This is a genomic window from Acidovorax sp. LjRoot117, from assembly GCF_964252695.1.
In the GTDB taxonomy this organism is placed as follows: domain Bacteria; phylum Pseudomonadota; class Gammaproteobacteria; order Burkholderiales; family Burkholderiaceae_C; genus Acidovorax.
The window spans coordinates 91,081-115,334 of record NZ_CAXUPO020000003.1; the positions used below are offsets into that span (position 1 = coordinate 91,081).

Consider the following 24,254-nt stretch of genomic DNA (forward strand, 5'->3'; position numbering starts at 1 on the left):
CCGATGCAGGCGACGCAGGCGCGGCCCACCCAGGAGGCATCCCGTGAACGAAATGGTCAAAAGAAGATGGAGCGCCATGGATGGTTGCCTGGTCTTCGACATCACCATCAACCGCGCACCGCACGACGATGTTCCCTCCAGCGTCATCGTGTCCTGCAGTCCGGGCGAGTCGCCCGGCCAGCAGGTCACCGTCACCAGTCAGTGGCCGTCGCAGCCTTTCGAGTTCAGGTTTCCCTCGGGCTGCTACGTGTCCGGCTACCTGCAACAAAAGACTCCCGTGCACATCGACGGGGTCACCCACACGGCCATCTTTGCCGATATCCACTACGGCATGCGGGGGCGGTCGGACGACCACCACTTCGAGGGCATCATGGCCACGTGTCCCATGCGCGGCCCGATCCCGCCGCCAAGGCCCCAGCCCCCGGCGCCATCGCCATCGCCATCGCCATCGCCATCGCCGGTCGAGCCCGACGGGCCGGACGATCCTGTCGAGCCCCTGCCTTTCATCGACGAGCACGCCGATGAACTCTTCCCATACGTGTATGTGCGCCGCTGGCCCCAGGTGACGGCGACCGACCTGCTGTACGGGTTCGTGCAGTACACCAGCGCCAGCCCTCCGTCCAGCAGCTTTGCCGACGATCTGGTGGCTGCGCGCAGCCAGGGCCGGATGGCCGCGCGGTCCCTGGCGCTGCAGTTCATCGACGGGGATGCGCCCTACCAGGGCGACTTCATCGCGGACCTGCATCCGCTGCCCGGGCCGGTGGGCGAGTTCGCCGCGCTGCTGGCGCGGTTGCCGCCCCCCACAGGCGACACGCCGCGCGAATGGCTGGCCGCCGCCCACGCACAGGTGACAGAACTGCTGCAGCGCCACGGGCTGAGCTGGGCCTACCTGGAATCGGCCAGCTACGCGCAGACCCTGGACCGTGTCTGGCAGAGCTACTTCGCGCTGGTGATCGTGCTGGGCTACGAGACGGCGCTGCTCGCCGCATTGACCCGCACGCTGCAGATGGCCCATCTGCTGGCCGTGGCCTGGCCCTCGGGCGCGACCGAGGCGGTCGCGGCCAGCGGCACCCCGGCAACGCCGGCACTCCTGCAGCCCGCGCCTATCAACGCGGCCCAGTTGGTGGCGCTCTACAAGGCGACGGTGGTCCTGCCTGCCAACATCTTTCCGCTACCTGCGTGCCACGATGCCGCCAGCCCGCCACCTTGTGCATCTGGCGGGTGGATCGAGCCCTACGCGATCGGTGACCTGCAGATGGTGCGCCAGCGCCTGCTGCACTACCAGAGCGGCGAGATTGCACGCATTGAAAACGTGATGCGCGGTGAGCGGCGCGAGGTAACGCACAAACGCACCCACCGGCAGCACAGCGAGCAAAAGCAGACCCTGGCCGAGATGCAGACCCTGCAGAACGATGCCGCGGACGAACGCAGCAACCTGCAGGAAGAGTCTCGCAAGACCGTGGCCGAGGTCGCCGAGACCCAGCAGTACAACAAGTTCACGAGCAGCTACGGCCCTCCCACGCAGGCCACGCTGGATGGCTCGTGGACCCGCGCGCTGCAGCAAGGGGCCCAGCCCGGGCTGGATGACACCACACGCTTTGCGCGCGACATCCTGAACAAGACCGTCAACCGCATCAGCCGCAGTGTCAGCCACACGCGCTCGAGCAGCACCATGAGCCAGACCGAAGACGCGGTGGTGAGCGTCGTCGACAACACCGCAGGCCCCCAGAGCATGCGGGCCGTGTTCCGCTGGGTGAACAAGGTGTACGAGGCCTGCGTGGTCAACTACGGCCAGCGGCTGATGATGGAATTCATGGTGTGCCAGCCTGGGTCCAGCCTCATCGCACAGGAACAGTCCCTCGCAGGCCAGGACTTCGCCAGGCCGCCGTCCCCGCAACAGCTGGGCGTGGCCACCTTCGAAGACATTCGGGTGGACGGGCCGCACAGCTATGCGCAACTGGGCGCGTGCTACGGCGTACTGGATCTGGAGCCGCCACCGCTGGCGAAGCGCTGCGTATGCGCCACGGTGCGCAGCGGGGAGGACAAGCAGCTGGCCGTTCCGGCGGGCTACTGCGCCACGGTGGCCTTTGTCGCCTGCATCGGTGCCTATCCGGGCCAGCCAGCGCCGATGGTGCTCGTGGGGCGGCACACCGTGAGCGCTGGCTCGGCGGCAGCTGCCATTACGCTCGACGGCGAGGACGAGACCGTACCCGTGTCCGTGATGGACAGCCAACCACTGTTCTCGCCGCCGAGCGACAGCCTGGCGCAGGTCCATGTCGAGGTCACCTGCATTCCCTCCCCCCGGTGCATGGACCAGTGGCGCATTCGCACGTACGCCAGCATCGTCAAAGGGTACGAGGAGCGGCTGGCCGCGTACCGCGCCCGCTTCGGCCACGGGGGACCGGACGGCACGCCCCTGCGGTCGCCGCTGGCGCTGCGGCAACTCGAGCAGCGCGAACTGAAGAACGCGTGCCAGCGGCTGCTGCTCGATCGCATGCAGCGGCTGACCGGGCTGCCCACGCTGCCCGGGGCGGCGGAACACTGCGCGTATTCGTCGCCGCCCGGGTCGCCCTCCCTGTTCACCGTGGGCGAGCCGCGCTACCTGCAGTTCTTCGACGAAGCGCTCGAGTGGAACGAGATGGCCTACAGCTTCTACGGCGTGTCCGATGCGGTGGGGTCCCCGCCCGCCGCGCCAGAGCCGGGCAGCCCCACAGCGGGTGGTGATGCGCTGTTCATAAATTTCTTGCAGGCCGGCCAGGCGCGTGTGATGCTGCCCGTGCAGCCGGCACATGCCATGGCATTCCTGTATTTCTTCTCGAGCGGAATGCTCTGGAGCGGGCCCGACCCGCTGGCCCCTGCCAACGCCGGCGACCTGGCACTGGTCAATGACCTCAAGCACGCCGTGGGCCCCGCGCCAACACCGCCGCCGCACCGCGTGGGCCCGGCATGGCGGGTGGTGGTGCCCACGGCAATGCAGGTGCTGGATGAGCCGGATTCAACCCACGGAACGCGCTTGCCAGCGCTAGGAAGGAACACACCATGATGGTGATGCCGGGGGCAGGCAGCCCCTTTTTTCAACGCCCAGGTTTTGGAGAACTGCCCGTGGGGGCGGTGTCCGCGTTTGCCGGCGCACTGGGAGCGCCCGACAGCAGCGGCACTCCCACCGCGGCTTCGCCAACGGCATTCACCACCCAGCCGCTGGAGGCGTGGGGGTGGATGTACTGCGATGGCCGGTCTCTGGCCTGCGCTGAATACCCCGAGCTGTTTGCCGTGCTGGGCTATGTGTACGGAGGCGCCGGCGCGCAGTTCAACATTCCGGACTACCGCGGTTACTTCCTGCGGGGCGTGGGCACCGGCACCCAGAACGACCCCGACATCGCCAATCGCACAGCCCCGCCAGGTGGACAGGGCTCGAGCGACGGCGTCGGCTCGATCCAGTCCAGCGCGCTGCAGGCCCATGAGCACACCTACAGCAGTGCGCCAGCGCCATCGGCTCCATCACCCGACGGCACCGCCGCAGGTGCTCCCAGCGTGAAGAACACGCTGACCACCGGCGGCCCAGTCGCAGGCACGGGGCAGAGCACCGCAGTGCCAGTGAGCCTGAAGGAGACGCGCCCTCTCAACGTGTGCGTGAACTACATCATCAAGTTCACCTACGGACTGCGCCGCTGAGGGGCACCACCCGCCAAAGCTTTCAGACAACCACCAAGGAAAATCGCATGGCCTACACCAATGTCCAGTTCATCGGCTACGTGCTCGACACCGCGCCCCAGGTCCACCCCGATGGGTCACCGCAACATCGGGGATTGGGCGACGCTCGGCTCGATATCCAGGCGCGCTGCCAACTGATGGAGCGGGCGATGCAGACCGCCCGGGCCGCCCTGCCGCAGGCGTCGCCACCCGTGCCCGAGGGCGACACGCTGAAGGTCTTCATGGCCCCCGGGTTCTTTTTTTGCGGAGCGACCGGGGCCTACCCGATGGAGGAGGTGCAGTTGGCCATCACCTCGCTGCAGCGCATGGCGGCGGACGAGCAATGGGTCGACTGGGTTTTCGTCTTCGGCAGCATCCTGGGAAGCTCTTCCGTCATGCTGCCAACGACACCCTACGACATCGACCCGCTGGCCCCCCAAAGCACCTACGGCTTTTCGCTGGTGCAGCAAGGCGGCGTGGCCCCGCAGGGCGACGCCAGTGCACGCGCGCTGGCGAAGGCATTGGCCTCGGACGTTGAATGCATGGCCACGGCAGCGACCCCCAGCAGCCTGTTGGCGGGCACTGTGGCGCAGCGGCCTGCCGCCAGCAGCGGCAGCTGGGGGCGTGAGCAGCAGCGGGTCAACTACGACGGTGCTGGAGTGTTCGACCTGGCCGGCATCACCTGGGGGCTGGATGGGTGCCAGGGCCCCGGCGGCACCGCGCAGTGCCAGCCAAAGCCCCCGCAACTGCCAGGGCAGGCGCTGGTCCAGCTGCAGTTGGTGCCGTCGTGCGGCACGGGCATCGAGGCGCCCGGCGTCATCACGCAGATGGGCGGCCTGGTGTTCCACTGCGACGGCTCGGGCCCGGCAGGCCATTCGGCACTCGCACGGCAGGTTCCACCACTGGCCGACATACCGCTGTCCGCCAGCGCGCCAGTCAGCAACGCAGACATCGTGCTGCAGGGCACATCGCCGGTGCAGGACGTCGCCATCAGCGCGCTGTATGCCGGTGGCGCTGGCGTGGTCAACGTCTACGCCTCCATGCAGCTGCCGGAGCAGCAGGTGGTGGCGGGCAACACCATCCGGATGATCTGGCCGGCCAGTGCGGACTACCAGTTCATTTTTCAGCTGATCTACAGCAGCAGCGGACAGTTCGTGACGCTGGTCTGCGAGATCCGCAGCAGCAAGGCCAACTTCTACGGCAACGACTACTTTCTGCCGCTGTCCTTGCAGACGCAGGACTCTTCGAAGCAGTCCGTCCACATCCAGATGAAGCTGACGCCAGCCAGCAGCTCCTACGCTGGCGCAGTGTGGTGCCAGATCAACGTGCCGGGATTCATCTTCGAAGGCCATGCCTTTGAATTCAGCGCCACCTACGACGGCCCGCCACCCTACACGGTCTGGTAACCGACGGTCAAAGCGGAGCATGCCGACCATGAGCCCTGCACAGAACACGCGCCGCATCTCGGTGGGCGGGCGGATCTTCAATGTGCGTGCGGACGACGCACGCCAGCCATTCTGGGACCGGGTGCAAGCCCGCGCCTGGGAGCCGCACACCTTCGAGGTGCTGCGGCGGTTCCTGCAACCCGATGCCTGCTGCGTGGACCTGGGAGCCTGGATCGGTCCCACAGCACTGTACGCTGCGACGCTGTCGCGCTGCGTGCACGCGGTGGAACCCGATCCGGTCGCGTTCGCGGAGTTGAGCGGAAACGCCGACGCCAACCCCGCACTGCGCAGCAAGCTGCATCTGCACGCAGTCGGCATCGGTGCGCAAAGCGGTCCGATGCCACTGTACGCGGGCGGCTTGTACTACGGCGCGCAAAGCCAGTTCGGCGACAGCATGTCGGGGATGCTGGCCGCGCCAGGCGCCAGCGGTCAGCCCTGCCACGAAGCGCAGGGGGTGGACATGGAGCGCTTCCTGCACGGGCACGCGGACGGCGATTGCAACTTCATCAAGATGGACATCGAAGGCGGTGAGTACACCGTGATTCCGGGCCTGTGGCGGCGCTTGGGCAGGTTCGGCCCGCCCACGCTGTATGCGTCCTTCCACGCTCCGGAGCCGGCCCGCAGGGAGTCCCTGATCCGCGCCTGCACCGAAGAGTTGCTCCTGTGCTATCCCCGCTTCTATGCCGCCGCCGATGCCAAGGCCATCGCACTGGAACGGCTGCTGGACTCGGTCACCGACTGGGCGGACGAAGGCCCTGCAAGCCCCTGGCGAAAGCTGGAGGAGGTGCTGGGCACGGGCCTGGTGGCCACCAGCGAGGAGTGGTGAATGCCAGCACCGCAAGAGCGCCAGATTCTCATCGGCGTGCATGTCACCGGCGAGGCCGACGGCCTGTGCGCCACGCTCTCGAGCATCTTCGAGAACACACCGCTGACCTTTGGGCTGCGACTGCTGCCCGATGACGACCACGTCTTGCAGGCGAAGGCAATGCAGGCCCTTCAGCTGGCACCGCCATCGCTGGTACAACTTCCCGCGCCCCGCCAGCCCGGGGCCGCAGCCTGCTTCAACCAGCTGGTCAGCGAGCCCGCAGACATCTATGTCTTTCTGGAAAGCGGCCTGCAGGTCTGCCCCGGCTGGCTGGAGCTGATGCTGGCTGCACTGGACGCCAACTCCAGCCGCGGGCTGGCGGGCCCGTCCACCAACCGGGGCTGGAACGAACAGGCCATCGCGCCCGGCTGCGCGGGCCACCCGCAAGCCCTGTGGGAGCAGGCCGATGCCTTGCTGGCCCGCTTCGGCGACGCGTGCGTGCCGCTGGCCCCCTTGCACAGCCTGGGCGATTTTTGCTACGTGGTGAAGAACGAGGTGGTCGCAGCAATCGGCGCTGCCGATACCGCATACACCCAGGGGCCGTGCTGGGAGATGGACTACAACATCCGCGCGGCCCGCGCCGGCTTCGAGGGGGTGTGGGTCAAGGGGGCATTCGTGCACCGGGGGGCCCGGTGCGCCCAGGTGGCCGGCACGCACGATGGCTTGCTCGAGACCAACAAGCGGCTGTACCAGGACCGGTTCTGCGCGCTGCGCACCGAAAGCCGCCGCGACGCGGCGGCCTACCACGGTCACTGCGCGGGAGAGGCATGCCGCCACTTCGCGGTGCCCGAGCAGACGCGCCTGTTCATCGCCCTGCCCGCCCCCGGCCATCGGGCTCATGTACACCCCGTGACCCCGGCACCGCCCGTGGCCACCGGCTCGCCGTTGATGAGTTGCATCATGCCCACGCGGGGGCGCGCCGCCTTTGTCGCGCAGTCCATCCGGTACTTCCAGCGGCAGGACTATCCGGCACTGGAGCTCATCATCGTGTACGAGACCGATGCCGATCTGCCCGCTGGTATCGACGACCCCCGCATCCGGTGCATCCGCACGCCCACGCACACCAGCATCGGTGCCAAGCGCAATGAAGCGGTGCGGGTGGCCAGGGGCGAACTCATCGCGCACTGGGACGACGACGACTGGTATGGCGCGCAGCGCCTGAGCCGCCAGGCGGCCCCCATCCTGCACAACGTGGCGGACATCACGGGGCTCAACGACATGCTGTTCATGGCCCGGCCACAGGCCGAATTCTGGGCCTGCAGCCGCGCACTGTTTCGGCAGATGTTCCTCGAGAACGTCAGCGGCGGCACCCTGGTCTTCAGGCGCAGCCTGTGGGAGCGGCACGGCCAGTACCCCCACACCTCGCTCAGGGAGGACGCGGATTTTCTGCAGAAAACCTTGCGCGGCGGGGCGCGGCTGTGCCGCATTGCGGGCCGGTCGCTGTGCGTCTACGTGCGCCACGATGGCAACACCTGGAAGTTCAAGGAAGGCCATTACCTGCAGCAGGCGGCGTGGCGCAGAGTTCCCCAGCCGGAGTGCCTGACCGATGATGGCGACTTCTATTTCCCCCCCCAAACCTCAGACCCACAGGCCGTCTCCATGCCAATGGTTTCCTGCATCATGCCCACCGCGGACCGGCGCGATTTTGTGCCACAGGCGATCGGCCAGTTCCTCGCGCAGGACTACGGGCCACGCGAGCTGATCGTGCTCGACGACGGGCGCGACAGCGTGGCAGACCTCATCCCTGCGCACGAGGACATCCGCTATCTGCGGCTGGACCGCAAATCCACGCTCGGCACCAAGCGCAATCTCGCTTGCGAGCTGGCGCGTGGGGATCTGATCGCGCATTGGGATGACGACGACTGGAGAGCCCCCGGCTGGCTCAGCTCGCAGGTCCGCAGCCTGCAGTCCCAACAGGCCGATATCTGCGGGCTGGACAAAGTCTTCTTCTATGCCCCCGAAGCGCGCAGCGCCTGGCAGTACGTGTACGACGGCCGCACGCCCTGGGTGTGTGGCGGCACGCTGTGCTACCGCCGGGATTTCTGGCGCAGCGCCCCCTTTGCGGACATCGACGTGGGCGAAGACAACGCGTTCGTCTGGTCGGTGCGTGCCAAACGCATTGCCACCAACCCTGAACAGCAGCTGTACGTGGCCTGGGTGCACGCACGCAACACCAGCCCCAAGGACACCACCAACCGACGCTGGCACCGCTATCCGGTGGAACAGATCGAACAGCTGATGCGGACCTGATCCACCGATCCATCGATCCACACGGTGCGCCGCTCCTTGCATTGCGCCATCCGCTGATGCGTTGGGGATGACGCGGCAAGCCGCGTGCCGATCACGGATGCGCGGCTTGCGGGGCGAGCCGGTACACCGGCTCGGGCTCCGGGGGCCGCACTGGCCCCATGCCGGTATAGGCCTCCGAGTGCACGCTGCCCGCCAGTTCGCTGTGGGCCCGGTGGCTCAGCACGACCGTGCCCGGGCCTGCCAGGCTGTTCAGGTACAGCGTCACATTGGCCGCCTGGCGGCCATCCGGCGAGGCTCCGGACGGCTTGGGTGCGGCCGTGTGCATGCCCCCGGATATCTCCAGCCGCACGCCGTGCTGCACCTCCAGCAGGCGGCTTCGTCGCTGCACACGAATGCAAAGGTCCTGGGCGAGCGCTGCGGCCCGCTGCAGGTTCTCTGCACTGCTGGGCCCCTGGTCGAAGTGGAACAGCATGCAGTCGCCCAGCGTTCCCGCATCATGGCCCTGGCCGGACTGCACGGCGCTGGCACACCAGCGCAGCTGCTGCTCGCGGATCTCCTGCAGGTCGGACAACGCCAGCGACGCATCCCGGGCCGGATACAGCCGCAGCGTAAGGCTCAGGATGGCGCGCGATGGCGTGCCCCTGGCCTGCTCTTGCGCCAGCAGCAGGGGGTCGATCGTGGAGTTCCTGCGCGCACCCGGCAACGCCATCGCGGGCAAAAGCGCTGGCGGGCCCGGCGGGGCCGCGCGCATCTGCGCCAGGCATTGAGCAAGCTCTGCGTACAGCCGGGCGGCGTCGGCCGCGCGCAGGTGGACGTTCTTGTGCAACGCCCGCAGCAGCAGCGGGGCCAGCGGGCTGCGCAACACGTCGTCGGGCAATGCGATGGGCGATGGGCTCAGCTGCTGCCGCAGCACTTCGGTCACGCCGGCCCCCTGGACGCAGGGCCTGGCACACAGGCATTCCACAAAGATCAAGGCCCAGGCGTAGAGGTCGGTGGCGGGCACGCAGGCGTCGCCCCGCAACTGCTCCGGCGCGCAGTAGGCCGGCGTCCCTTCCGCACCCGCTGCGAACTGCGGCGCTCCGTGGTGGCTGGCCAGACCGAAGTCCAGCACCTTGGCATGCAACGTGACCCCGGTGGCCACGACCATCACGTTCTCGGGTTTCAGGTCGCGGTGCACGATGTGGCGCACATGCAGGAAGCTCAGGGCATCCAGCAGTTGCGCCATGAGCGCCGCGGCATCCGGCAAGGGGAACCTGCCTTGGCGCTGCAGGAGGTCGCGCAGCGTCTCTCCCGGAACGTACTCCAGGACCGCGAACGGAAACCCTCCATCGGCCATGCCCTTGTCCAGCAGCCGCACCACGTGGGCGTGCTGCAGCAGAGCCAGCACCCGGGTTTCCTGGTGCAGCCGCTGGTGCACACGGCGCCGCGCAGCCGGGTCGCGCGCGGCACCGGCACCTGGAACCTTGATTGCCACGAGTTGCCCGGTGCTGCGTTGCCGGGCCTTGAAGACCTGGCCCGATGCGCCCTGTCCCAGCAAACCCAGCACCTGATAGCCAGGCATGCCCACGGGAAAACCGTGCGCGGGCACGGGCGTCATATCGATCGGGAGGCAGGGTCAGGCAGCGAGCTTTTCTTCAGCGTGGATCTGGCCGCTCAGCGACAGCGGATCGAAGTCGGCTTCGAGCTGGCTCCCGCGCATGATGCAAAACCGCAGGCTACCGAAACGCAGCGATCCCCGGCGGCGTTCGACCAGTTCGGGCACATGGGAGTCCGCCGGCATCGCCAGGGCCAATTGCTTGCGCATGCGGAACACCTGAATGTTCAGATGCCCGGGCTCCACCCCCAGCATCTTGGCCAGGCGATCCAGTTCGACCCATCCGTGGGCCTGACTGTCCGGATGCCGCTGCGCATCCGCCCAGCGCAGGCGTGCCAGTGTCAGCAGCGCATAGTGGTGCGTGCGTTCTCCGAGATCGAATGTCCGGTCCCGCTCCTGCACCTCCAATCGCACGTGCTCTTCATCCAGGCTGACATGGAAACGCAAGGCCGTGCGCGGACGCACGAAGGGGATGGCAGTCGCCATCGACTCCATCGTGGAGGAGACTTCGGCGGCCGCTGCAATGAAGCACCAGGCCCGGTTGGAGAAGCGGACCTCATCACCGTCCTCCAGCGTCCAGCTGCCATGCGGGTTGGTGCAGACCCACTGTCCCTGTTCAGTGCAGTGGATGGACATCTCGGCTCCCTGCCCTTGCGGCAGCAGGTTGGACCGCTGCAGCGGTATGGGGGCGCCGTCGTGCCCCAGGGGCCACAGCAGGTTTCCGGGCGGTGACAAGTCTTCCACCACCCAGGCAGCGCCCGGACTGCGGCCAAAGCACACGGTGCTTCCTACGCGCAGCACCTGGGTGTCGGCGTGCGACATGGAGGTGCCGTCGATCAAGGTGCCGTTGCGGCTGTGGTCGCGCAGCTCCCACACCGTGCCCGTCCAGCGGATGGAGGCATGCAGTTGTGACGCGTCCGGGCTGTCCAGCAATGTGTCGGACGAACGGCCCCGCCCGAACACATGGAGCGTCCGCAAATGGATCTTGCGCTGCGTAGCGCTATTTTTCAGGATTGCCATCAGTTCGCCCCTCATTGGTTCTGCTTCACATCGGCGCAACGGCTCCTCGTCTGCGCAGGCGCATGTGGAGCAATGTGGCATGCCGCCGATACCGTTCCGCAGGGCTCTCCACCAGCGGGAAAGGGGGCCTGGAGCCCCCGGTCGCGCGCGCGGGTGAATGAACAGCCATGGCAGGTACCGCCGATGCGTGTGAAGTGTGGAAGTCCGCGCCACGCCTCGCAACTCACAAACTTGGTAGGTCGTTTTTCGGAACCTGTGCAGCTATCGTCGAAGCAAAAGGCGCGCGTGCTCGCTGGTAATGCCCCGAAATCGCCAAGCTGGCACGCATCCCAGACACTGGGGGCAGCGCGCGGCGCGTGCCACCCGCACTGACAGTCCCGCAAGGAAAAAAACCATGCACAAAAAGACCCGTCCACCAAGCAACTTTTGCCTCGGGGCATGACGTGATGACCTTACAAACCCGTGGCATCGACGTCAGCCACTACCAAGGCATGGTCCAGTGGCGCAGCGTGGCCGGCAGCGGCATGGCCTTTTGCTTCATCAAGGCTACCCAGGGCATCGCCTTTGTAGACCCGTACTTCCAGACCAACTGGTCGGGTAGCCAGGCCGCAGGGCTGCTCAGGGGCGCCTACCATTTCGGCCAAGCGAGCACCGACGCCACTGCACAGGCGCAGTTTTTCTATGACACCGTGAGGGCAGATGCGACGCTGGGACCACAGGACCTGCCGCCCGTTCTGGACCTGGAAACGCTGGATGGACAAAGCCCGGAAGACACCCTGCAATGGACCCTGCAGTTCCTGGCACGGACCGACGCCCTCTTCGGCCGTCAGACGGTGCTCTACACCGACGCTGGCTTCTGGCAACAACTTTGTGCGTTGCCCGGCTGCGAGGTGCTGGCGTCCCGCCCGCTGTGGCTGGCCGCCTATTCGGCCACGCCCCGCATACCGCTGCCATGGAACGCGTGGACCTTCTGGCAGTACAGCGACGGCACTTCCAACGGAGGCACCCCGGTCCCCGGTGTCACCGGACCTGTCGACCAGGACTGGTTCGCAGGGTCGGTCACGCAGTTGGCGGCCCTGGCATGAAATCTTGAGGAGGAGTGCCTGCGCATCGGCCCCTGCGTTGCGACAAGGTGGCCCCGCGAAGGGCACGCCCTTTTGCCGCAGGGGGGCTACTCGCGCAGGGCCCAGGCTGATCGACGTCTGGATTGGCCTCGCCGCTACTGCGCTTTTTCCAGTGTCAGCACCACAGAGCCGAACCCCGAGCCCAGCGTTGCAGTGAAGCTGGTTTGCGCCTTGTCGCTCATCCGCATGAAGTAGCCATCCTTGCCTTTCAACCCGCACACGGTGGTGCCACTTTTCTTGGCTTCGGCTATCGCGTCGTTGTCGTTGCCCGTCAACATCTTCCACAAAGCATCGGGATCGATGGGCGCCAGTGACTCCACGTTCGGCTTGCCGGTATCGTCCGGAAAAGCCTTGCCGTCCGGCCCGACGAATGAGAAGGCATAGCGCTTGCCGTCGCGCGAGATCCGGATGCGATCCTCGTCATCGGACTTGCTGCTCCCCCGCGCGGTGCGCTTTTCCACGATCTTGAAATCGCCCAGCATGGCGGCATCACAGGCCGCGGCGTTTTTGTCCTGGGCGTGCACCGAAGCGAGTGGCAGCCAACACGCAGCCATCATCGCAGCGCAGCAGGTGAAACGGATGGTCGAAAAAGTCATGGAGTCCTGACGGAGGCCCCACGTGGTGGGGCGATGAAGGCAGCGGGGCCGTTGGCGCTGGGCCCTGGCCTGAAGGCACGCACTGACCGAAGGCAGCAAGCAAAGAAAAAAGCCTAAGTGAATCAATCACTTAGGCTTTCATTTGGCGGAGAGGGTGGGATTCGAACCCACGGTAGTGTTGCCACTACGCCTGATTTCGAGTCAGGTACATTCGACCACTCTGCCACCTCTCCTGTGTGTCGAAGCCTGCGATTATAGCAGCAGTTTTTGAAGAACCGTGCTGACGGCGTGCAGCTTCTGCCGCCCAACCCCATCCCTCCGGCAGGCTGCAGAAAGCGCATCGCATCTGCCGCTGGCTTGATGCAGGTCATGGCCCCGCCAAAGGCCCGGTGGCACGATCCTGTGCAGCCAACATGCCCTGCGCGCACGGGCCCTGCGGCTCAGTTCAGCCTTCTTCAATTTCTCCCCAAGGACACTTTCACCATGCGATTCGCACACATCGTCGTTGCCGCCTCTTTGTTCGCCGCAGGCTCTGCCATGGCAGGCCCCTGCGATCTCGAGATCGAAAGCACGGACGCCATGAAGTTCAGCAAGGACAGCCTGAGCGTGCCAGCCAGCTGCAAGAAGGTCACCCTGAAGCTGGTACACACGGGCAAGTTGCCCAAGGCTTCAATGGGCCACAACTGGGTGCTGGCCAAAGCCGCCGACATGCAGGCCGTTGCCACCGACGGCATTCCTGCAGGCGCGGACAAAAACTACCTCAAGCCTGGCGATACCCGCGTGCTGGCCGCCACCAAGCTGATCGGCGGCGGCGAGAGCGACACCGCCAGCTTTGACGCCACCAAGCTCAAGGTGGGCGAGGCCTACAACTTCTTTTGCTCGTTCCCCGGCCACATCGGGCTGATGAAGGGCACTTTCGCGGTGACGAAATAAAGGATGCGTGCTGCTGAAGGCTGCTGACGCAGGTGCGCCAGCATTGCGGCGCCAGCGCCCTGCGCCACGCGGCCTGCGACCACCAGCAGCCGCGGGGCCAAGGCCAGCCACAGCCCTTCAGGCTGCGGGCGACAGCACAGCCACGCCGCCCATGTAGGGCCGCAGCACTTCCGGCACGGTCACGGTGCCGTCGGCGTTCTGGTAGTTCTCCAGCACGGCCACCAGCGTGCGGCCTACGGCCAGGCCGGAGCCGTTCAGGGTGTGCACCAGCTCGTTCTTGCCCTGGGTGTTCTTGAAGCGGGCCTGCAGGCGGCGGGCCTGGAAGGCTTCGCAGTTGCTCACCGAGCTGATCTCGCGGTAGGTGTTCTGCGCGGGCAGCCACACTTCCAGGTCGTAGGTCTTGGCAGCGCCAAAGCCCATGTCGCCGGTGCACAGGCTCATCACGCGGTACGGCAGGCCCAGCTTTTGCAGCACGGCCTCGGCGTGGCGGGTCATGTCTTCCAGCGCTTCGTAGCTTTTGTCGGGATGCGCGATCTGCACCATCTCGACCTTGTCGAACTGGTGCTGGCGGATCATGCCGCGCGTGTCGCGGCCATAGCTGCCGGCCTCCGACCGAAAGCACGGCGTGTGGGCAGTCAGCTTGATGGGCAGCTCGGACTCGGCCACCACCACGTCGCGCACGAAGTTGGTCAGCGGCACTTCGCTGGTGGGGATGAGGTACAGCGCAGCGTTGTCGGGCACAGGCTCGCCGTCTTGGCCGCCCTTCTTGGCCGCGAACAAATCGCCTTCGAACTTGGGCAACTGGCCCGTGCCCTTGAGCGAATCGGCATTCACGGCGTAGGGCACATAGCACTCGGTGTAGCCGTGCTCCTGGGTCTGCACGTCCAGCATGAACTGGGCGAGCGCGCGGTGCAGGCGGGCGATGGTGCCCTTCATCACGGTGAAGCGCGAGCCCGAGAGCTTGACGCCCATGTCGAAGTCCAGCCCCAGCGGCGTGCCGACGTCCACGTGGTCCTTCACTTCGAAGGCAAACGTGCCGGGCGTGCCCCAGCGGCGCACTTCCACGTTGCCAGCTTCGTCGCTGCCCACGGGCACGGATTCGTGCGGCAGGTTGGGCACCGCGACCAGCATGGCCAGCAGTTCGGCCTGCACTTGTTCCAGGCGGGCGGCGGATTGCTCCAGCTCCACCTTGCCTGCGGCCACCTGGGCCTTGATGGCTTCGGCTCCATCCTTGTCGCCGCGGCTCATCAGCATGCCGACCTGCTTGGACAACTGGGTGCGCTGGGCCTGCAGCTCTTCGGTGCGGGTCTGCAGCGTCTTGCGCTCGGACTCCAGAGACTGGAACGCCGAGACGTCCAGGAAGGCCTGGGGCTTTTTGCGGGTTTCCAGCCGCGCGATGGCGGTGTCGAGGTCTTTGCGAAGGAGAAGGATATCTAGCATGACTGGATTTTAGTTCCCCCCGCAATCCAATCCCCCTGAGTCGCTTCGCGCCTTCCCCCAGGGGGACGCACCCGGTGGCCCGGCAAAGCCGGTTCCACGGGTGCGCTGGCGTGGGCCTCGCCAGTGGCGTCCGCTGCTTTCTGGCTCAACTGAGGCTGGTAGGGTCGAAGTTGGCGCCGCAAAGAATCAGGGCCACGGTCTCTTGCGGCTGGGGTTTGTACGCGCCGGTCTGCAGCGCGGCCAGGCCCAGTGCGGCGGCGGGCTCCACGGCCAGCTTGAATTCCTTCCACAGCCACAGTTGCGCAGCGCGGATGGCGTCGTCGGGCAGGAGCAGGGCATCGTGCACATGGCGCTGGCTGACAGCCCAGCCGATGGCGCCAATGCGGCGTGCGCCCAGTGAATCCGCGGCCACACCGCTGACGTCCACATCCACCGGCTCGCCAGCGGCGCGGGCCGCATGCAGCGTGGGGGCGCGCTCGGGCTCCAGGGCCACGACGTGGGCGCGGCTTTCCACCCAGGCGGCCACGCCGCCGATGAGGCCGCCGCCGCCCACGCTGACCAGCACGGTGTCGGGCAGGCGGCCGCCCTGCTCTTCAATCTCTGAGGCCAGGGTGCCGGCGCCGGCCACCACCTCAGGCTGGTCATAGGCGTGGGCCTGCAGCGCGCCGGTGACTTTCTGGCGGGCCACGCAGGCTTCGAAGGCCTGCGAATAGGCGGCGCCGGTGACGACCACCTCGGCCCCCAGCGATCGGAGGCGGGCGCGCTTGGCCTCGGGCGAGACCTCGGGCACGAAGACCTCGCAGCGCACGCCCAGCGCCTGGGCGGCTGCTGCCACGGCGATGCCGGCGTTGCCGCCGGACGCGATGATCACGCCGCTGTCGGGCACCGGGTTGGCCAGCAGCCGGTACAGCATGCCCCGCGCCTTGAAGCTGCCGCCCACCTGCAGGTGCTCCAGCTTGAGCCAGACCTCCGCGCAATCCACCCCGAGGGACCGGCCGTGCACGCGCATCAGCGGCGTGGTGCGCAGAAAGCCGCTCTGGCGGTCTTGGATGTGGCGGCGGGCGTCGGCAATGGCGGCGCGATCGATCATGCGGGGGCTCCCAGGGACAAAAAGGCAAGGCAGGCAGTGTAGGGGCTCTACAGCGACCTCCGCAGCACCAAGGCAGCGTACAGACAGCCCGCAGCGCTACACACCGATACACCCCCGCCCTGCGGTGGGCCATGGCAAGTGCCGATAACATGGCCAGCACCGCCGCCGGGACCTTGCTGGGTCTCGGGCGGTGCCACCAGGAGGCAGCATGTTCTTTGTATTCGGCCCATCGGGCCAGATGTACCGGGGTGGCCCGGAAAACCTGGCGCAGATCTCGGCAGTGCGGCGCGTACAGCGGCCCCAGGCCCTGCGCACGCGCGAGATGGACGTACCCACCGAACCCTTTGAGCCCCCTGCCCCCCTGCACCCCACGCCCACGCCGCCCCAGAACCTGCGCCTGCAGGACGCGGTCAGCGCCTATGCCCAGACGGAGCAAGGCCCGCAGCAGGCCCGCCAGCCGCTGAGCAAGGTGAGCGATGTGATGACCACCGGCGCCCTGAGCGTGCAACCCGGCCAGCGCGTCAACGACGCCTGGCAGACCCTGGCCGAGCACAAGGTGGCCCAGGCCCCGGTGGTGGACGCGCTGGGCCGCGTGATCGGCCTGCTGGTGCGCGCCGACATGGCGCCACTCGACCTGTTGCCCGAACCGGGCGCCGTGAAGCAGGCCATCGACCTCGCCCGCCGCCCCGTGTCGGACGTGATGGTGAGCCCAGTTCCCACCGTGGCCGCCGACACGGAACTGCGCCGCGTGGCGGCCGTGCTGCTGGACACGGGCCTGCCCGGCCTGCCGGTGACGGACGAGGCGGGTGTGCTGTCGGGCTTCATCTCGCGCACCGACATCCTGCGCGCGGTGGCGGCAGACCCGCCGCTGGACCTGTGGAGCGGACCGGCCGTGGTGCTGTGATGCCCAAAAGAGGCTGAAAATCAAGCAAAAATGGCCGCTACCGCTTGATGGCAAAGCGCTGGGAGCTATCTAATTTGTAGCACTCTGCCGTGGCGACAAACCCGCCTGTGAGCCGGTGAAGCACGCCTGCCGTGCCCCCGCCAAGGCAAAGCAGCCCAGAATTCAGACTAAAAATGCCTCTACCGCTTGCTGAATAAGCGCAAGCAGCTATCAAATAAGTAGCACCCAAAGAAAAGGGCCCTCAGGCCCTCGTCTTGGTTCGCATGGCACTGCAAGCGGTCAATCAATGCCCCGCAGGCCCCGTCTCCGGCGTGCGCTGGCTGATCTCCAGCCCCGTGGCTGCATCGATGCGCAGGCCCTTGGGCAATGGGAACTTGATCGTCTCCTCGATACCGTCCATGGTGCGCACCGACACCGCACCCAGCGCCTTGACGCGGTCGATCACGTCGCGCACCAGAATCTCGGGTGCCGATGCACCGGCGGTCAGTCCGACACGTGTGACGCCGTCGAACCACTCCGTGCGCAGCTCGTCGGCACTGTCGACCATGTAGGCGCGCGTGCCCAGTCGGTCGGCCAGCTCGCGCAGGCGATTGCTGTTGGAGCTGGTGGGGCTGCCCACCACGATGACCAGGTCCACCTGCGGCGACAAGATCTTGACGGCGTCCTGCCGGTTCTGGGTGGCGTAGCAGATGTCCTGCTGCTTGGGCTCGCGCACCTGCGGAAAGCGCGCGCGCACGGCGGCGGTGATCTCGGCCGCGTCGTCCACCGACAGGGTCGTCTGCGTCACCACGGCGAGCTTGGCCGTCTGCAGCGGCTGCACGTGGGCCACATCCCCCACGTCTTCCACCAGGTGGATGCCGTGGTCGAGCTGGCCCATGGTGCCCTCCACCTCGGGGTGGCCCTTGTGGCCGATCATGATGAACTCGTAGCCCTCCTTGGCGAGCTTGGCGACTTCGACGTGCACCTTGGTCACCAGCGGGCAGGTGGCGTCGAAGATGGAAAAGCCACGCGCCTCGGCTTCGAGCTGCACCGCACGGCTCACGCCGTGGGCGCTGAACACCAGCGTGGAGCCGGGCGGCACGTCGGACAGCTCTTCGATGAAGATCGCGCCCTTGGCCTTGAGGTCGTTGACCACGTACGTGTTGTGCACGATCTCGTGGCGCACGTAGATGGGCGCGCCGAACTTCTGCAGCGCGCGCTCCACGATCTCGATGGCGCGGTCCACGCCGGCGCAAAAGCCGCGCGGCTCGGCCAGCAGGATTTCTTGCGGGGCGGACATCACAGGATCCCGATCACTTGCACTTCGAACGTGACGGGCTGCCCGGCCAGCGGGTGGTTGAAGTCGAACAGCACCGCGCCGTCCTCCCGCACCTGCAGCACCGCACCCGCGTAGCTGCTTTGCCCGTCGGGCGTGGGGAACTGCACCACATCGCCCACGCTGTAGCGCTCGTCGGGGTCGCCCAGCTGGTTGAGCAGCTTCTTGGCCACCCACTGCTGCATTTCGGTGTTGCGCTCGCCAAAGGCCTCGCCGGCGGCCAGCTCGAACGTGGCGCGGGTGCCCTCGGGCAGGCCCAGCAGGCGCTGCTCCATGGCGGGGGACAACTCGCCCGCGCCCAGGGACAGCGTGGCAGGCTTGTCGGCAAACGTGTTGATCACATCCCCCGCCGGGCCGGCCAGGCGGTAGTGCAGCGTGAGGAAGGAGCCCGGCTGCACCGTGGGAAGGGAAGCATCGATAGAGGTCATGAAAGTCCCGATAAACTGGCCCGTATTGTAGAAAACCGGGCAAAGCCCTACGCCCGTTGATTCCTGACGGGTGTCGATAACCCTGCGCCATGTCCCTCAAAGACCTCCCTCCCGACGCGCAGCCCCGCGAAAAACTGCTGGCCCGCGGCCCCGCCGCACTGGCCGATGCCGAACTGCTGGCCATCCTGCTGCGCACGGGCATCGTGGGCAAGGGCGTGCTGCAGATGGCGCAGGAGCTGCTGGAGCCGCCCTGCATCGACCCCGCCACCGGCAAGGTCGCCGGGGGCTTTGGCGGGATTGCCGGACTGCTGCACACCAGCCCCGCCGACCTCGAACGCATCAAGGGCCTGGGCCCCGCCAAGCGCGCCGAGCTGGTGGCCGTGCTCGAACTCGCCCGCCGGGCCCTGGCGCAGCAGCTGCGCGAGCGCGAGGTCTTCGACTCGCCCGATGCCGTCAAGCACTACCTGCAGCTGCATTTGGCCGCCAAGGGCCATGAGGTATTTGCCGTGCTGTTCCTCGACGCGCAAAACCGCCTCCTGGCCATGGACGAGCTGTTTCGCGGCACGCTCACCCAGGCCAGCGTCTACCCGCGCGAGGTGGTGCTGCGCGCCCTGCACCACCAGGCCGCCGCCGTGGTGCTGGCCCACAACCACCCCAGCGGCAGCGTGCAGCCCAGCCGCGCCGACGAGGTGCTGACCCAGACCCTGAAAACCACGCTGGCCCTGGTGGACGTGCGGGTGCTCGACCACGTCATCGTGGCGCCCGGGCAGGCCCTGTCGATGGCGGAGAAAGGGCTGCTGTGAAAGCTGGCGCTCCGCCACCCGCTCCCGTACCCATGCCTGCGCCCTTCACGGCACTGCAGGCTGCACTGGCGCGGGCCGGGCGCGCAGCCAGCGGTGCGCCCGAGCCCACTGCCGACATCGGTCCCACTGAACGGCCTTCCTCAGTCCCCACGCCCACGACCCGCGCCACCCGGCGTGCCGCACTGGCAGGCCAGCGGGCTGCCGCCAAGGCGGCCCAGCGCCCGCTGCAGCCGCCCCGGCCCCACGGCACCGCCGCCAGCGAATCGGCGCCTCCGGCCCACCCCCCTGCCGCGCCCCGCCGCCGCGCACCACCTGCCCCGCGCAGGGCCAGCGAGCGCATCACGCAGCTGCAGGACCTGGCCAGCGTGGCCCGCCGCCTGCGCGAGGCCCAGGAGCGCGCAGACGCCGAGGAAAAAGCCCGGCGCGAGGCGGCCGCGCGGCAAGAGGCCGAGCGCCACCTCTTCAGCCGCAGCGTGGGCGCGGTGACGCCGCTGCGCAACCCCAACCTGGCACGGCTGCGCCGCCACCAGCCCCCGCCGCTGCCGGTGCAGCACTGGCTGGACGAGGAACGCGTGCTGCTCGAATCCATCAGCGACGACTTCGACGTGAGCACCCTGCTCGACACCGACGACCAACTGAGCTTCCGGCGCCCCGGCGTGGGGGTGGAAGTGACGCAGCGCCTGCGCTCCGGGCACTGGAGCATTCAGCGCCAGCTGGACCTGCACGGCCTGCGCGTGGACGAAGCGCGGGAGGCACTGGGCGATTTCATCCGCCACGCCCACAAGACGGGCCTGCGCTGCGTGCGCGTGGTGCACGGCAAGGGCCTGGGCTCGCCGGGCAAGAGCCCGGTGCTCAAGAGCCGCGTGCAGCGCTGGCTGGTGCAAAAAAGCGAGGTCCTGGCCTTTGTGCAGGCCCGGCCGATCGACGGGGGCGCAGGCGCGCTGGTGGTGCTGCTGCAACCCGTACATTCACGCAGGCGGTAAGGGGTGGTGCACCGGGCGCCGAAAACTGGCGTGTGGCTGCACCGTCACCGCCCTATCCCGGCTTGCCGCGCGCCACAGTCACCAGCCCCTGCATCTCCAGCCGCACGCCCAGGCCCTTGAGCGCCTCGCTCTTGCGCAGTTGCAACTGACCGCCATAGGCCTGCACGATCTGGCTGGCAATCGCCAGGCCGAGCCCGCTGCCCTGCACGGACTCGTCAAAGCGCACACCGCGCTCGCCCGCGGCCTGCAGTTGCTCCGGTGTCATGCCCGGGCCATCGTCCTCGATGTCCAGGCACAGGCAGGTGTGCCCGGCACCGCCCTGCGCCGACAAGGGCGCAGAGGCCGCCATCGATGCCGATACCGACACCGTCAGCCGCACCCGCGACGCAGCCCACTTGCCCGCGTTGTCCAGCACGTTGCCCAGCACCTCTTCCAGGTCGGCGCGTTCTCCGCGCCAGTGCAGCGGGCCGTGGGTGGCTTCTGCCAGCACCCAGTCCAGCTCCTGCGCGGCGTGCAGGCGCTCCATCATGCGCAGCAGCTGGGCCACGCAGTCGCGCACGTCCACGGCCTGGCCGGTGCTTCCGGGGTGGGCGTGCAGTGCGTCGCTCAGGGTGCGGGCCTGGTAGCGGTCCACCAGCTGGGCCATGGCCTCGACCTGATGCCGCACCTCGCTGCTGGGCACCTGCGGCTGCGCACTGGCCTGCGCGCTCAGCAAGGCCAGGGGCTTCTTGAGCGCATGGTTCAGGTCCACCGCATGGGCCCGCGCGCGGGCCACCACGTGCGCGTTGTGCGCCAGCAGGCCTGCCAGCTCGTTTTGCAGGGGCTGCAGGTCGCGCCCCGTGGGGGCGGCCAGGTGCCGCGCCACATCGGGCCCCGCGCCCTGCGGCGCGCGCAGGGCGGCCAGCATGGCCTCCAGCCGGCGCAGCGGGGCCAGCCCCACCCGCACCTGCAGCCACGCCAAACCGCCAGTGAGCAGCATCAGCACCAGCCCGGCCACCACCAGCGTGCGGTCGATCTGCCGCATGCTGCTGTGCAACTGTGCGGCCGGGCCGTAGACCGTCAGCGTGACCTGCACCGGGGGCTGGCCCAGGCCGACCGGCTGAGTCAGCGACAGCAGGGGTTCTTGCAAAGGCCCCGTGGCCCGGTGCAGCGTGGCCGACCCGGTGGTGGGCGCAGGCTCGGCCGGCAGGCTGTCCATGTCCCACAGCGAACGCGACCGCAGCACATCGCTGCCCGCCTGCGCGCGCCAGTACCACCCGGCGTAGATGGCGCTGAACTCATCGGCACCGCCGGTGGACTCCCGCAAGCCGCCCTGGGGGCCCAGATGCAGCCGTGCGCCCACGCGCTGCGCCTTGTCGCGCAGCACCTGTTCGAAGCTGGCCAGCAGGCTCTGGTGCATCTGCACGCGCAGCCACAGCCCCCCGGCGCCCACCAGCAGCAGCATGGGCACCAGCGCCAGCAGCGCGATGCGCGTGGCCATGGGCCACTGGGCCAGCGCCAGGGCCCACGCGGCGGCGCCGTGGGCCCTGGCCGGCGCAGGCGGTGCGGGCTGCGCGGGCCTTGAAGATGGCGCGGAGGGTTCGATGCGCATCAACCCGCCACGTCGGACGCCACCAGGCGAAAGCCCTGGCCGCGCTCGGTCACAAGCTGCGGCGCACCGTTCAACTTGCGGCGGATGCGGCCGATCAGCACGTCCAGCGTGTTGGAGTCCGGGTCGAGGTCGCGCGCATACACATGCTCGCTGATGTCGGTGCGCGTGAGCAGCTTGCCCGGGTGGTGCATGAAGTACGCCAGGATCTTGTGCTCCTGCGCGGTGAGTTGCAGGCTCTGGCCCTGCAGCGAAAAGCGGCCCTGCACCACGTCGTACTGCAGCGGGCCGGCCGTCAGCACGGCGGCGGCCGACCCGGCCGTGCGGCGCAGCATGGCCCGCAGGCGCAGCACCACCTCGTCCATGAGAAAGGGCTTGGTCAGGTAGTCGTCGGCGCCGGCATTGAAGCCCGCGACCTTGTCGCTCCAGCGGTTGCGGGCCGTGAGCACCAGCACCGGCCAGCTGCGGCCCGCGTCGCGCCAGTCGCGCAGCACGCTCAGCCCGTCCTTGAGCGGCAGGCCCAGGTCCAGCACGGCGGCGCTGTAGGCTTCGGCACTGCCGGCAAAGGACGCGGCCTCGCCGTCGTGTTCCACATCCACCGCAAAGCCCGCTGCCTCCAGCGCCACGCGCAGTTGCTGCGCCAGCGCCACATCGTCTTCCACCACCAGGATGCGCATCAGTCGTCCACCTTCTGCCGCGTGACTTCCAGGCTCACGGCGTCCACTTCGAGCTCCAGCTTGAAGCCGTTGGGTTGCTGCAGCTCCACGCTGTAGTAGGGGCGGCGGCGGTGGTCCGTCTCCAGCTCCACCTCCAGCACCAGGCCCGAAAAGCGCGGCCGCAAGGATTCGAGCATCACGGCCATGGACTTGGGCGCCGCGGGCGTGCCCGCCGTTTGCGGCGGGGTCAGCACCTCGCCCGTGTTCACGTCCACCAGCAGCTTCATCTCCCCGGCGGGCCGGTCCGAGAGCTTGACCTCGTACACCGCCTTGCCCTGCGCGTCGCGCTCGAACTCGGCATTCACCACGCGCGAGCCGTAGCGCTGCTCCAGCTGCTTGATGTAGCGGGCCATCTGCGCCAGGCCCACAGGCTGCGTGGGCCAGTCGCTCTCCTGCGCGACGACGGTGCCCGTGGCCGCATCCACCAGCACCTCGTGCTTGGTGCCGCGGGCGTCGATGATCTTGACCTCGTAGCGCAGCTCGCCCTTGCGGCCGTGCTTGGTCTCCACGTCGATGACGCGCCCGCCGTACTGGCGGCTCATGTCCGCAATGATGCTGTTGAGCGGCTTGAGCTGCCCGCTCTGCACGCCCCGCCGCGCCACATCCTGCTCGGCGGCAGGGGCCTGCGCACAGGCCAGCGCTACCGTGGCAAAAGCGGCGGCCTGCACGATGGTTCGCAAGCTGATATTTGTCATCGCGCGATTATTGCGGAGGCCATTAAACGGTCCATGAACGGACGCTTCACGGTGGGTTTAGGAACGGTTGCGCACACTGCCTCCCAGTTCTTCACAACCACTGCCACACCGAAAGGAAGCACCATGAAAAAGACCGTTCTGACCCTGGCCTTCGCAGCCGCCGCCGCGGCCTCCGCCCTGCCCTCCATGGCCTGGGCCATGGGCGCCCAGGAGGCCGTCAACGTGATGGCCAAGAACCACTACGTGGCGCCGCACGACCTGCAAAAGCAATACGGCTACTGGACCGCCGAGGCGGTCTCCAACGACGGGGTGCGTGCCACCGTGCTGGTCAACGATGCCAACGGCAGCTTCACCGCCGTGCGCAAGGGCGACATCGGCACCGCCCTGCCCAGCGTGGAGCGGGTGGCGCAGCAGGTGCGCGCCGCCGGCTACAGCTTCGTGTACGACGTGGAGTTGGACGACGGCTTCTGGCAGGCCAAGGCCCGCCAGTCCGTGACCAACCGGGAGAAGGTCGAATTCGTGCTGCACCCGGTGACGCTGGAGGTGTTGAGCCAGGTGGGCCGCAGCGGCGGCACCGTGAACGGCCAGCCCGTGCTCAGCGCCGACCAGATCGTGGCGGCCCTGCAGCAGGCGGGCTACACCCGCGTGCGCGGTGTCGAGTATGAAGACGGCTACTGGGAGGCCGAGGCCACCAACACGGCCAACCTGGCGGTGGAGCTGCGGGTGGACGCCGTGACCGGGGCCGTGCTGCGCGAACAGCTGGACGATTGAGCGG

21 protein-coding genes and 1 tRNA gene are annotated in these 24,254 nt (G+C 67.9%); 11 read left to right on the forward strand and 11 right to left on the reverse strand.

Annotated features, from left to right (window positions below; translation table 11 throughout):
* Nucleotides 1–52: 52 nt before the first annotated feature.
* Genes ACSQ3D_RS10025 through ACSQ3D_RS10045 form a run of 5 tightly spaced genes read left to right on the forward strand, consistent with a single transcriptional unit; the run spans nucleotide 53 to nucleotide 8,250 of the window.
* On the forward strand, nucleotides 53–3,043 hold the full coding sequence (locus ACSQ3D_RS10025) for a hypothetical protein (RefSeq protein ID WP_436127197.1): 2,991 nt from the start codon (nucleotides 53–55) through the stop codon (nucleotides 3,041–3,043).
* Complete coding sequence (locus ACSQ3D_RS10030) at nucleotides 3,040–3,672, forward strand: phage tail protein (protein WP_436126784.1); 633 nt, start codon at nucleotides 3,040–3,042, stop codon at nucleotides 3,670–3,672. The genes ACSQ3D_RS10025 and ACSQ3D_RS10030 overlap by 4 nt, the downstream gene beginning before the upstream one ends.
* 47 nt (nucleotides 3,673–3,719) lie before the next feature.
* Nucleotides 3,720–5,096 carry a hypothetical protein gene (locus tag ACSQ3D_RS10035; RefSeq protein WP_436126785.1) on the forward strand — a complete coding sequence of 459 codons (1,377 nt, stop codon included), beginning with the start codon at nucleotides 3,720–3,722 and terminating at the stop codon, nucleotides 5,094–5,096.
* Nucleotides 5,097–5,124: 28 nt separating this feature from the next.
* Nucleotides 5,125–5,961, forward strand: a complete 837-nt coding sequence (locus ACSQ3D_RS10040) for an FkbM family methyltransferase (RefSeq protein ID WP_436126786.1) — start codon at nucleotides 5,125–5,127, stop codon at nucleotides 5,959–5,961.
* Nucleotides 5,962–8,250, forward strand: a complete 2,289-nt coding sequence (locus ACSQ3D_RS10045) for a glycosyltransferase family 2 protein (RefSeq protein ID WP_436126787.1) — start codon at nucleotides 5,962–5,964, stop codon at nucleotides 8,248–8,250.
* A 91-nt stretch (nucleotides 8,251–8,341) separates the two neighbouring features.
* On the opposite strand, the gene ACSQ3D_RS10050 is transcribed toward ACSQ3D_RS10045, so the two are convergent.
* Together ACSQ3D_RS10050 and ACSQ3D_RS10055 are read right to left on the reverse strand one after the other, a co-directional pair.
* A complete protein-coding gene (locus ACSQ3D_RS10050; protein ID WP_436126788.1) occupies nucleotides 8,342–9,847 on the reverse strand; it encodes a protein kinase domain-containing protein in 1,506 nt (501 codons plus the stop codon).
* Between the two features lie 18 nt (nucleotides 9,848–9,865).
* Complete coding sequence (locus tag ACSQ3D_RS10055; RefSeq protein ID WP_436126789.1) at nucleotides 9,866–10,864, reverse strand: FHA domain-containing protein; 999 nt, start codon at nucleotides 10,862–10,864, stop codon at nucleotides 9,866–9,868.
* A gap of 446 nt (nucleotides 10,865–11,310) precedes the next feature.
* Here ACSQ3D_RS10055 and ACSQ3D_RS10060 point away from each other — a divergent pair, with 446 nt between their 5' ends.
* Nucleotides 11,311–11,949, forward strand: a complete 639-nt coding sequence (locus ACSQ3D_RS10060; protein ID WP_436126790.1) for a glycoside hydrolase family 25 protein — start codon at nucleotides 11,311–11,313, stop codon at nucleotides 11,947–11,949.
* 134 nt (nucleotides 11,950–12,083) lie between these two features.
* Here ACSQ3D_RS10060 and ACSQ3D_RS10065 read toward each other — a convergent pair whose 3' ends face one another.
* On the reverse strand, nucleotides 12,084–12,584 hold the full coding sequence (locus ACSQ3D_RS10065; protein ID WP_436126791.1) for a hypothetical protein: 501 nt from the start codon (nucleotides 12,582–12,584) through the stop codon (nucleotides 12,084–12,086).
* A gap of 143 nt (nucleotides 12,585–12,727) precedes the next feature.
* Nucleotides 12,728–12,817: transfer RNA gene (locus ACSQ3D_RS10070), tRNA-Ser, on the reverse strand.
* A 250-nt stretch (nucleotides 12,818–13,067) separates the two neighbouring features.
* Between ACSQ3D_RS10070 and azu the strand changes: the two genes are divergently transcribed.
* On the forward strand, nucleotides 13,068–13,517 hold the full coding sequence (gene azu / locus ACSQ3D_RS10075; RefSeq protein WP_436126792.1) for an azurin: 450 nt from the start codon (nucleotides 13,068–13,070) through the stop codon (nucleotides 13,515–13,517).
* Nucleotides 13,518–13,634: 117 nt separating this feature from the next.
* On the opposite strand, the gene serS is transcribed toward azu, so the two are convergent.
* Nucleotides 13,635–14,957, reverse strand: coding sequence for a serine--tRNA ligase (gene serS, locus ACSQ3D_RS10080; RefSeq protein WP_436126793.1), 1,323 nt, complete (start codon nucleotides 14,955–14,957; stop codon nucleotides 13,635–13,637).
* A 145-nt stretch (nucleotides 14,958–15,102) separates the two neighbouring features.
* Nucleotides 15,103–16,047, reverse strand: a complete 945-nt coding sequence (locus tag ACSQ3D_RS10085; RefSeq protein ID WP_436126794.1) for a threonine/serine dehydratase — start codon at nucleotides 16,045–16,047, stop codon at nucleotides 15,103–15,105.
* Nucleotides 16,048–16,255: 208 nt separating this feature from the next.
* On the opposite strand from ACSQ3D_RS10085, the gene ACSQ3D_RS10090 reads away from it, so the two are divergent.
* The gene (locus ACSQ3D_RS10090) at nucleotides 16,256–16,951 is read left to right on the forward strand and encodes a CBS domain-containing protein (protein WP_436126795.1); all 696 of its coding nucleotides are present in this window, start codon (nucleotides 16,256–16,258) and stop codon (nucleotides 16,949–16,951) included.
* A 283-nt stretch (nucleotides 16,952–17,234) separates the two neighbouring features.
* Here ACSQ3D_RS10090 and ispH read toward each other — a convergent pair whose 3' ends face one another.
* Both ispH and ACSQ3D_RS10100 read right to left on the reverse strand, forming a co-directional pair.
* The gene (gene ispH / locus ACSQ3D_RS10095) at nucleotides 17,235–18,230 is read right to left on the reverse strand and encodes a 4-hydroxy-3-methylbut-2-enyl diphosphate reductase (protein WP_436126796.1); all 996 of its coding nucleotides are present in this window, start codon (nucleotides 18,228–18,230) and stop codon (nucleotides 17,235–17,237) included.
* The gene (locus ACSQ3D_RS10100; protein WP_056418195.1) at nucleotides 18,230–18,694 is read right to left on the reverse strand and encodes an FKBP-type peptidyl-prolyl cis-trans isomerase; all 465 of its coding nucleotides are present in this window, start codon (nucleotides 18,692–18,694) and stop codon (nucleotides 18,230–18,232) included. Before ACSQ3D_RS10100 ends, ispH begins: the two co-directional genes overlap by 1 nt.
* Nucleotides 18,695–18,783: 89 nt before the next feature.
* Here ACSQ3D_RS10100 and radC point away from each other — a divergent pair, with 89 nt between their 5' ends.
* On the forward strand, nucleotides 18,784–19,497 hold the full coding sequence (gene radC / locus ACSQ3D_RS10105) for a RadC family protein (RefSeq protein ID WP_436126797.1): 714 nt from the start codon (nucleotides 18,784–18,786) through the stop codon (nucleotides 19,495–19,497).
* Nucleotides 19,498–19,835: 338 nt separating this feature from the next.
* Nucleotides 19,836–20,480 (forward strand): Smr/MutS family protein, encoded by a 645-nt coding sequence (locus tag ACSQ3D_RS10110; protein ID WP_056418401.1) that lies wholly within the window; start codon nucleotides 19,836–19,838, stop codon nucleotides 20,478–20,480.
* A gap of 52 nt (nucleotides 20,481–20,532) precedes the next feature.
* Here the strand turns inward: ACSQ3D_RS10110 and ACSQ3D_RS10115 are convergent, their stop codons facing one another.
* Genes ACSQ3D_RS10115 through ACSQ3D_RS10125 form a run of 3 tightly spaced genes read right to left on the reverse strand, consistent with a single transcriptional unit; the run spans nucleotide 20,533 to nucleotide 23,479 of the window.
* Entirely contained in the window at nucleotides 20,533–22,071 is a 1,539-nt protein-coding gene (locus tag ACSQ3D_RS10115; RefSeq protein ID WP_436126798.1) for a sensor histidine kinase, read from the reverse strand.
* Nucleotides 22,071–22,745 carry a response regulator transcription factor gene (locus ACSQ3D_RS10120; RefSeq protein WP_436126799.1) on the reverse strand — a complete coding sequence of 225 codons (675 nt, stop codon included), beginning with the start codon at nucleotides 22,743–22,745 and terminating at the stop codon, nucleotides 22,071–22,073. The genes ACSQ3D_RS10115 and ACSQ3D_RS10120 overlap by 1 nt, the downstream gene beginning before the upstream one ends.
* Nucleotides 22,745–23,479: a PepSY domain-containing protein gene (locus ACSQ3D_RS10125; RefSeq protein WP_436126800.1), complete on the reverse strand. Its 735-nt coding sequence runs from the start codon at nucleotides 23,477–23,479 to the stop codon at nucleotides 22,745–22,747. The genes ACSQ3D_RS10120 and ACSQ3D_RS10125 overlap by 1 nt, the downstream gene beginning before the upstream one ends.
* 123 nt (nucleotides 23,480–23,602) lie before the next feature.
* On the opposite strand from ACSQ3D_RS10125, the gene ACSQ3D_RS10130 reads away from it, so the two are divergent.
* Nucleotides 23,603–24,250, forward strand: coding sequence for a PepSY domain-containing protein (locus ACSQ3D_RS10130; RefSeq protein WP_056423052.1), 648 nt, complete (start codon nucleotides 23,603–23,605; stop codon nucleotides 24,248–24,250).
* The last annotated feature ends 4 nt before the right edge of the window (nucleotides 24,251–24,254 follow it).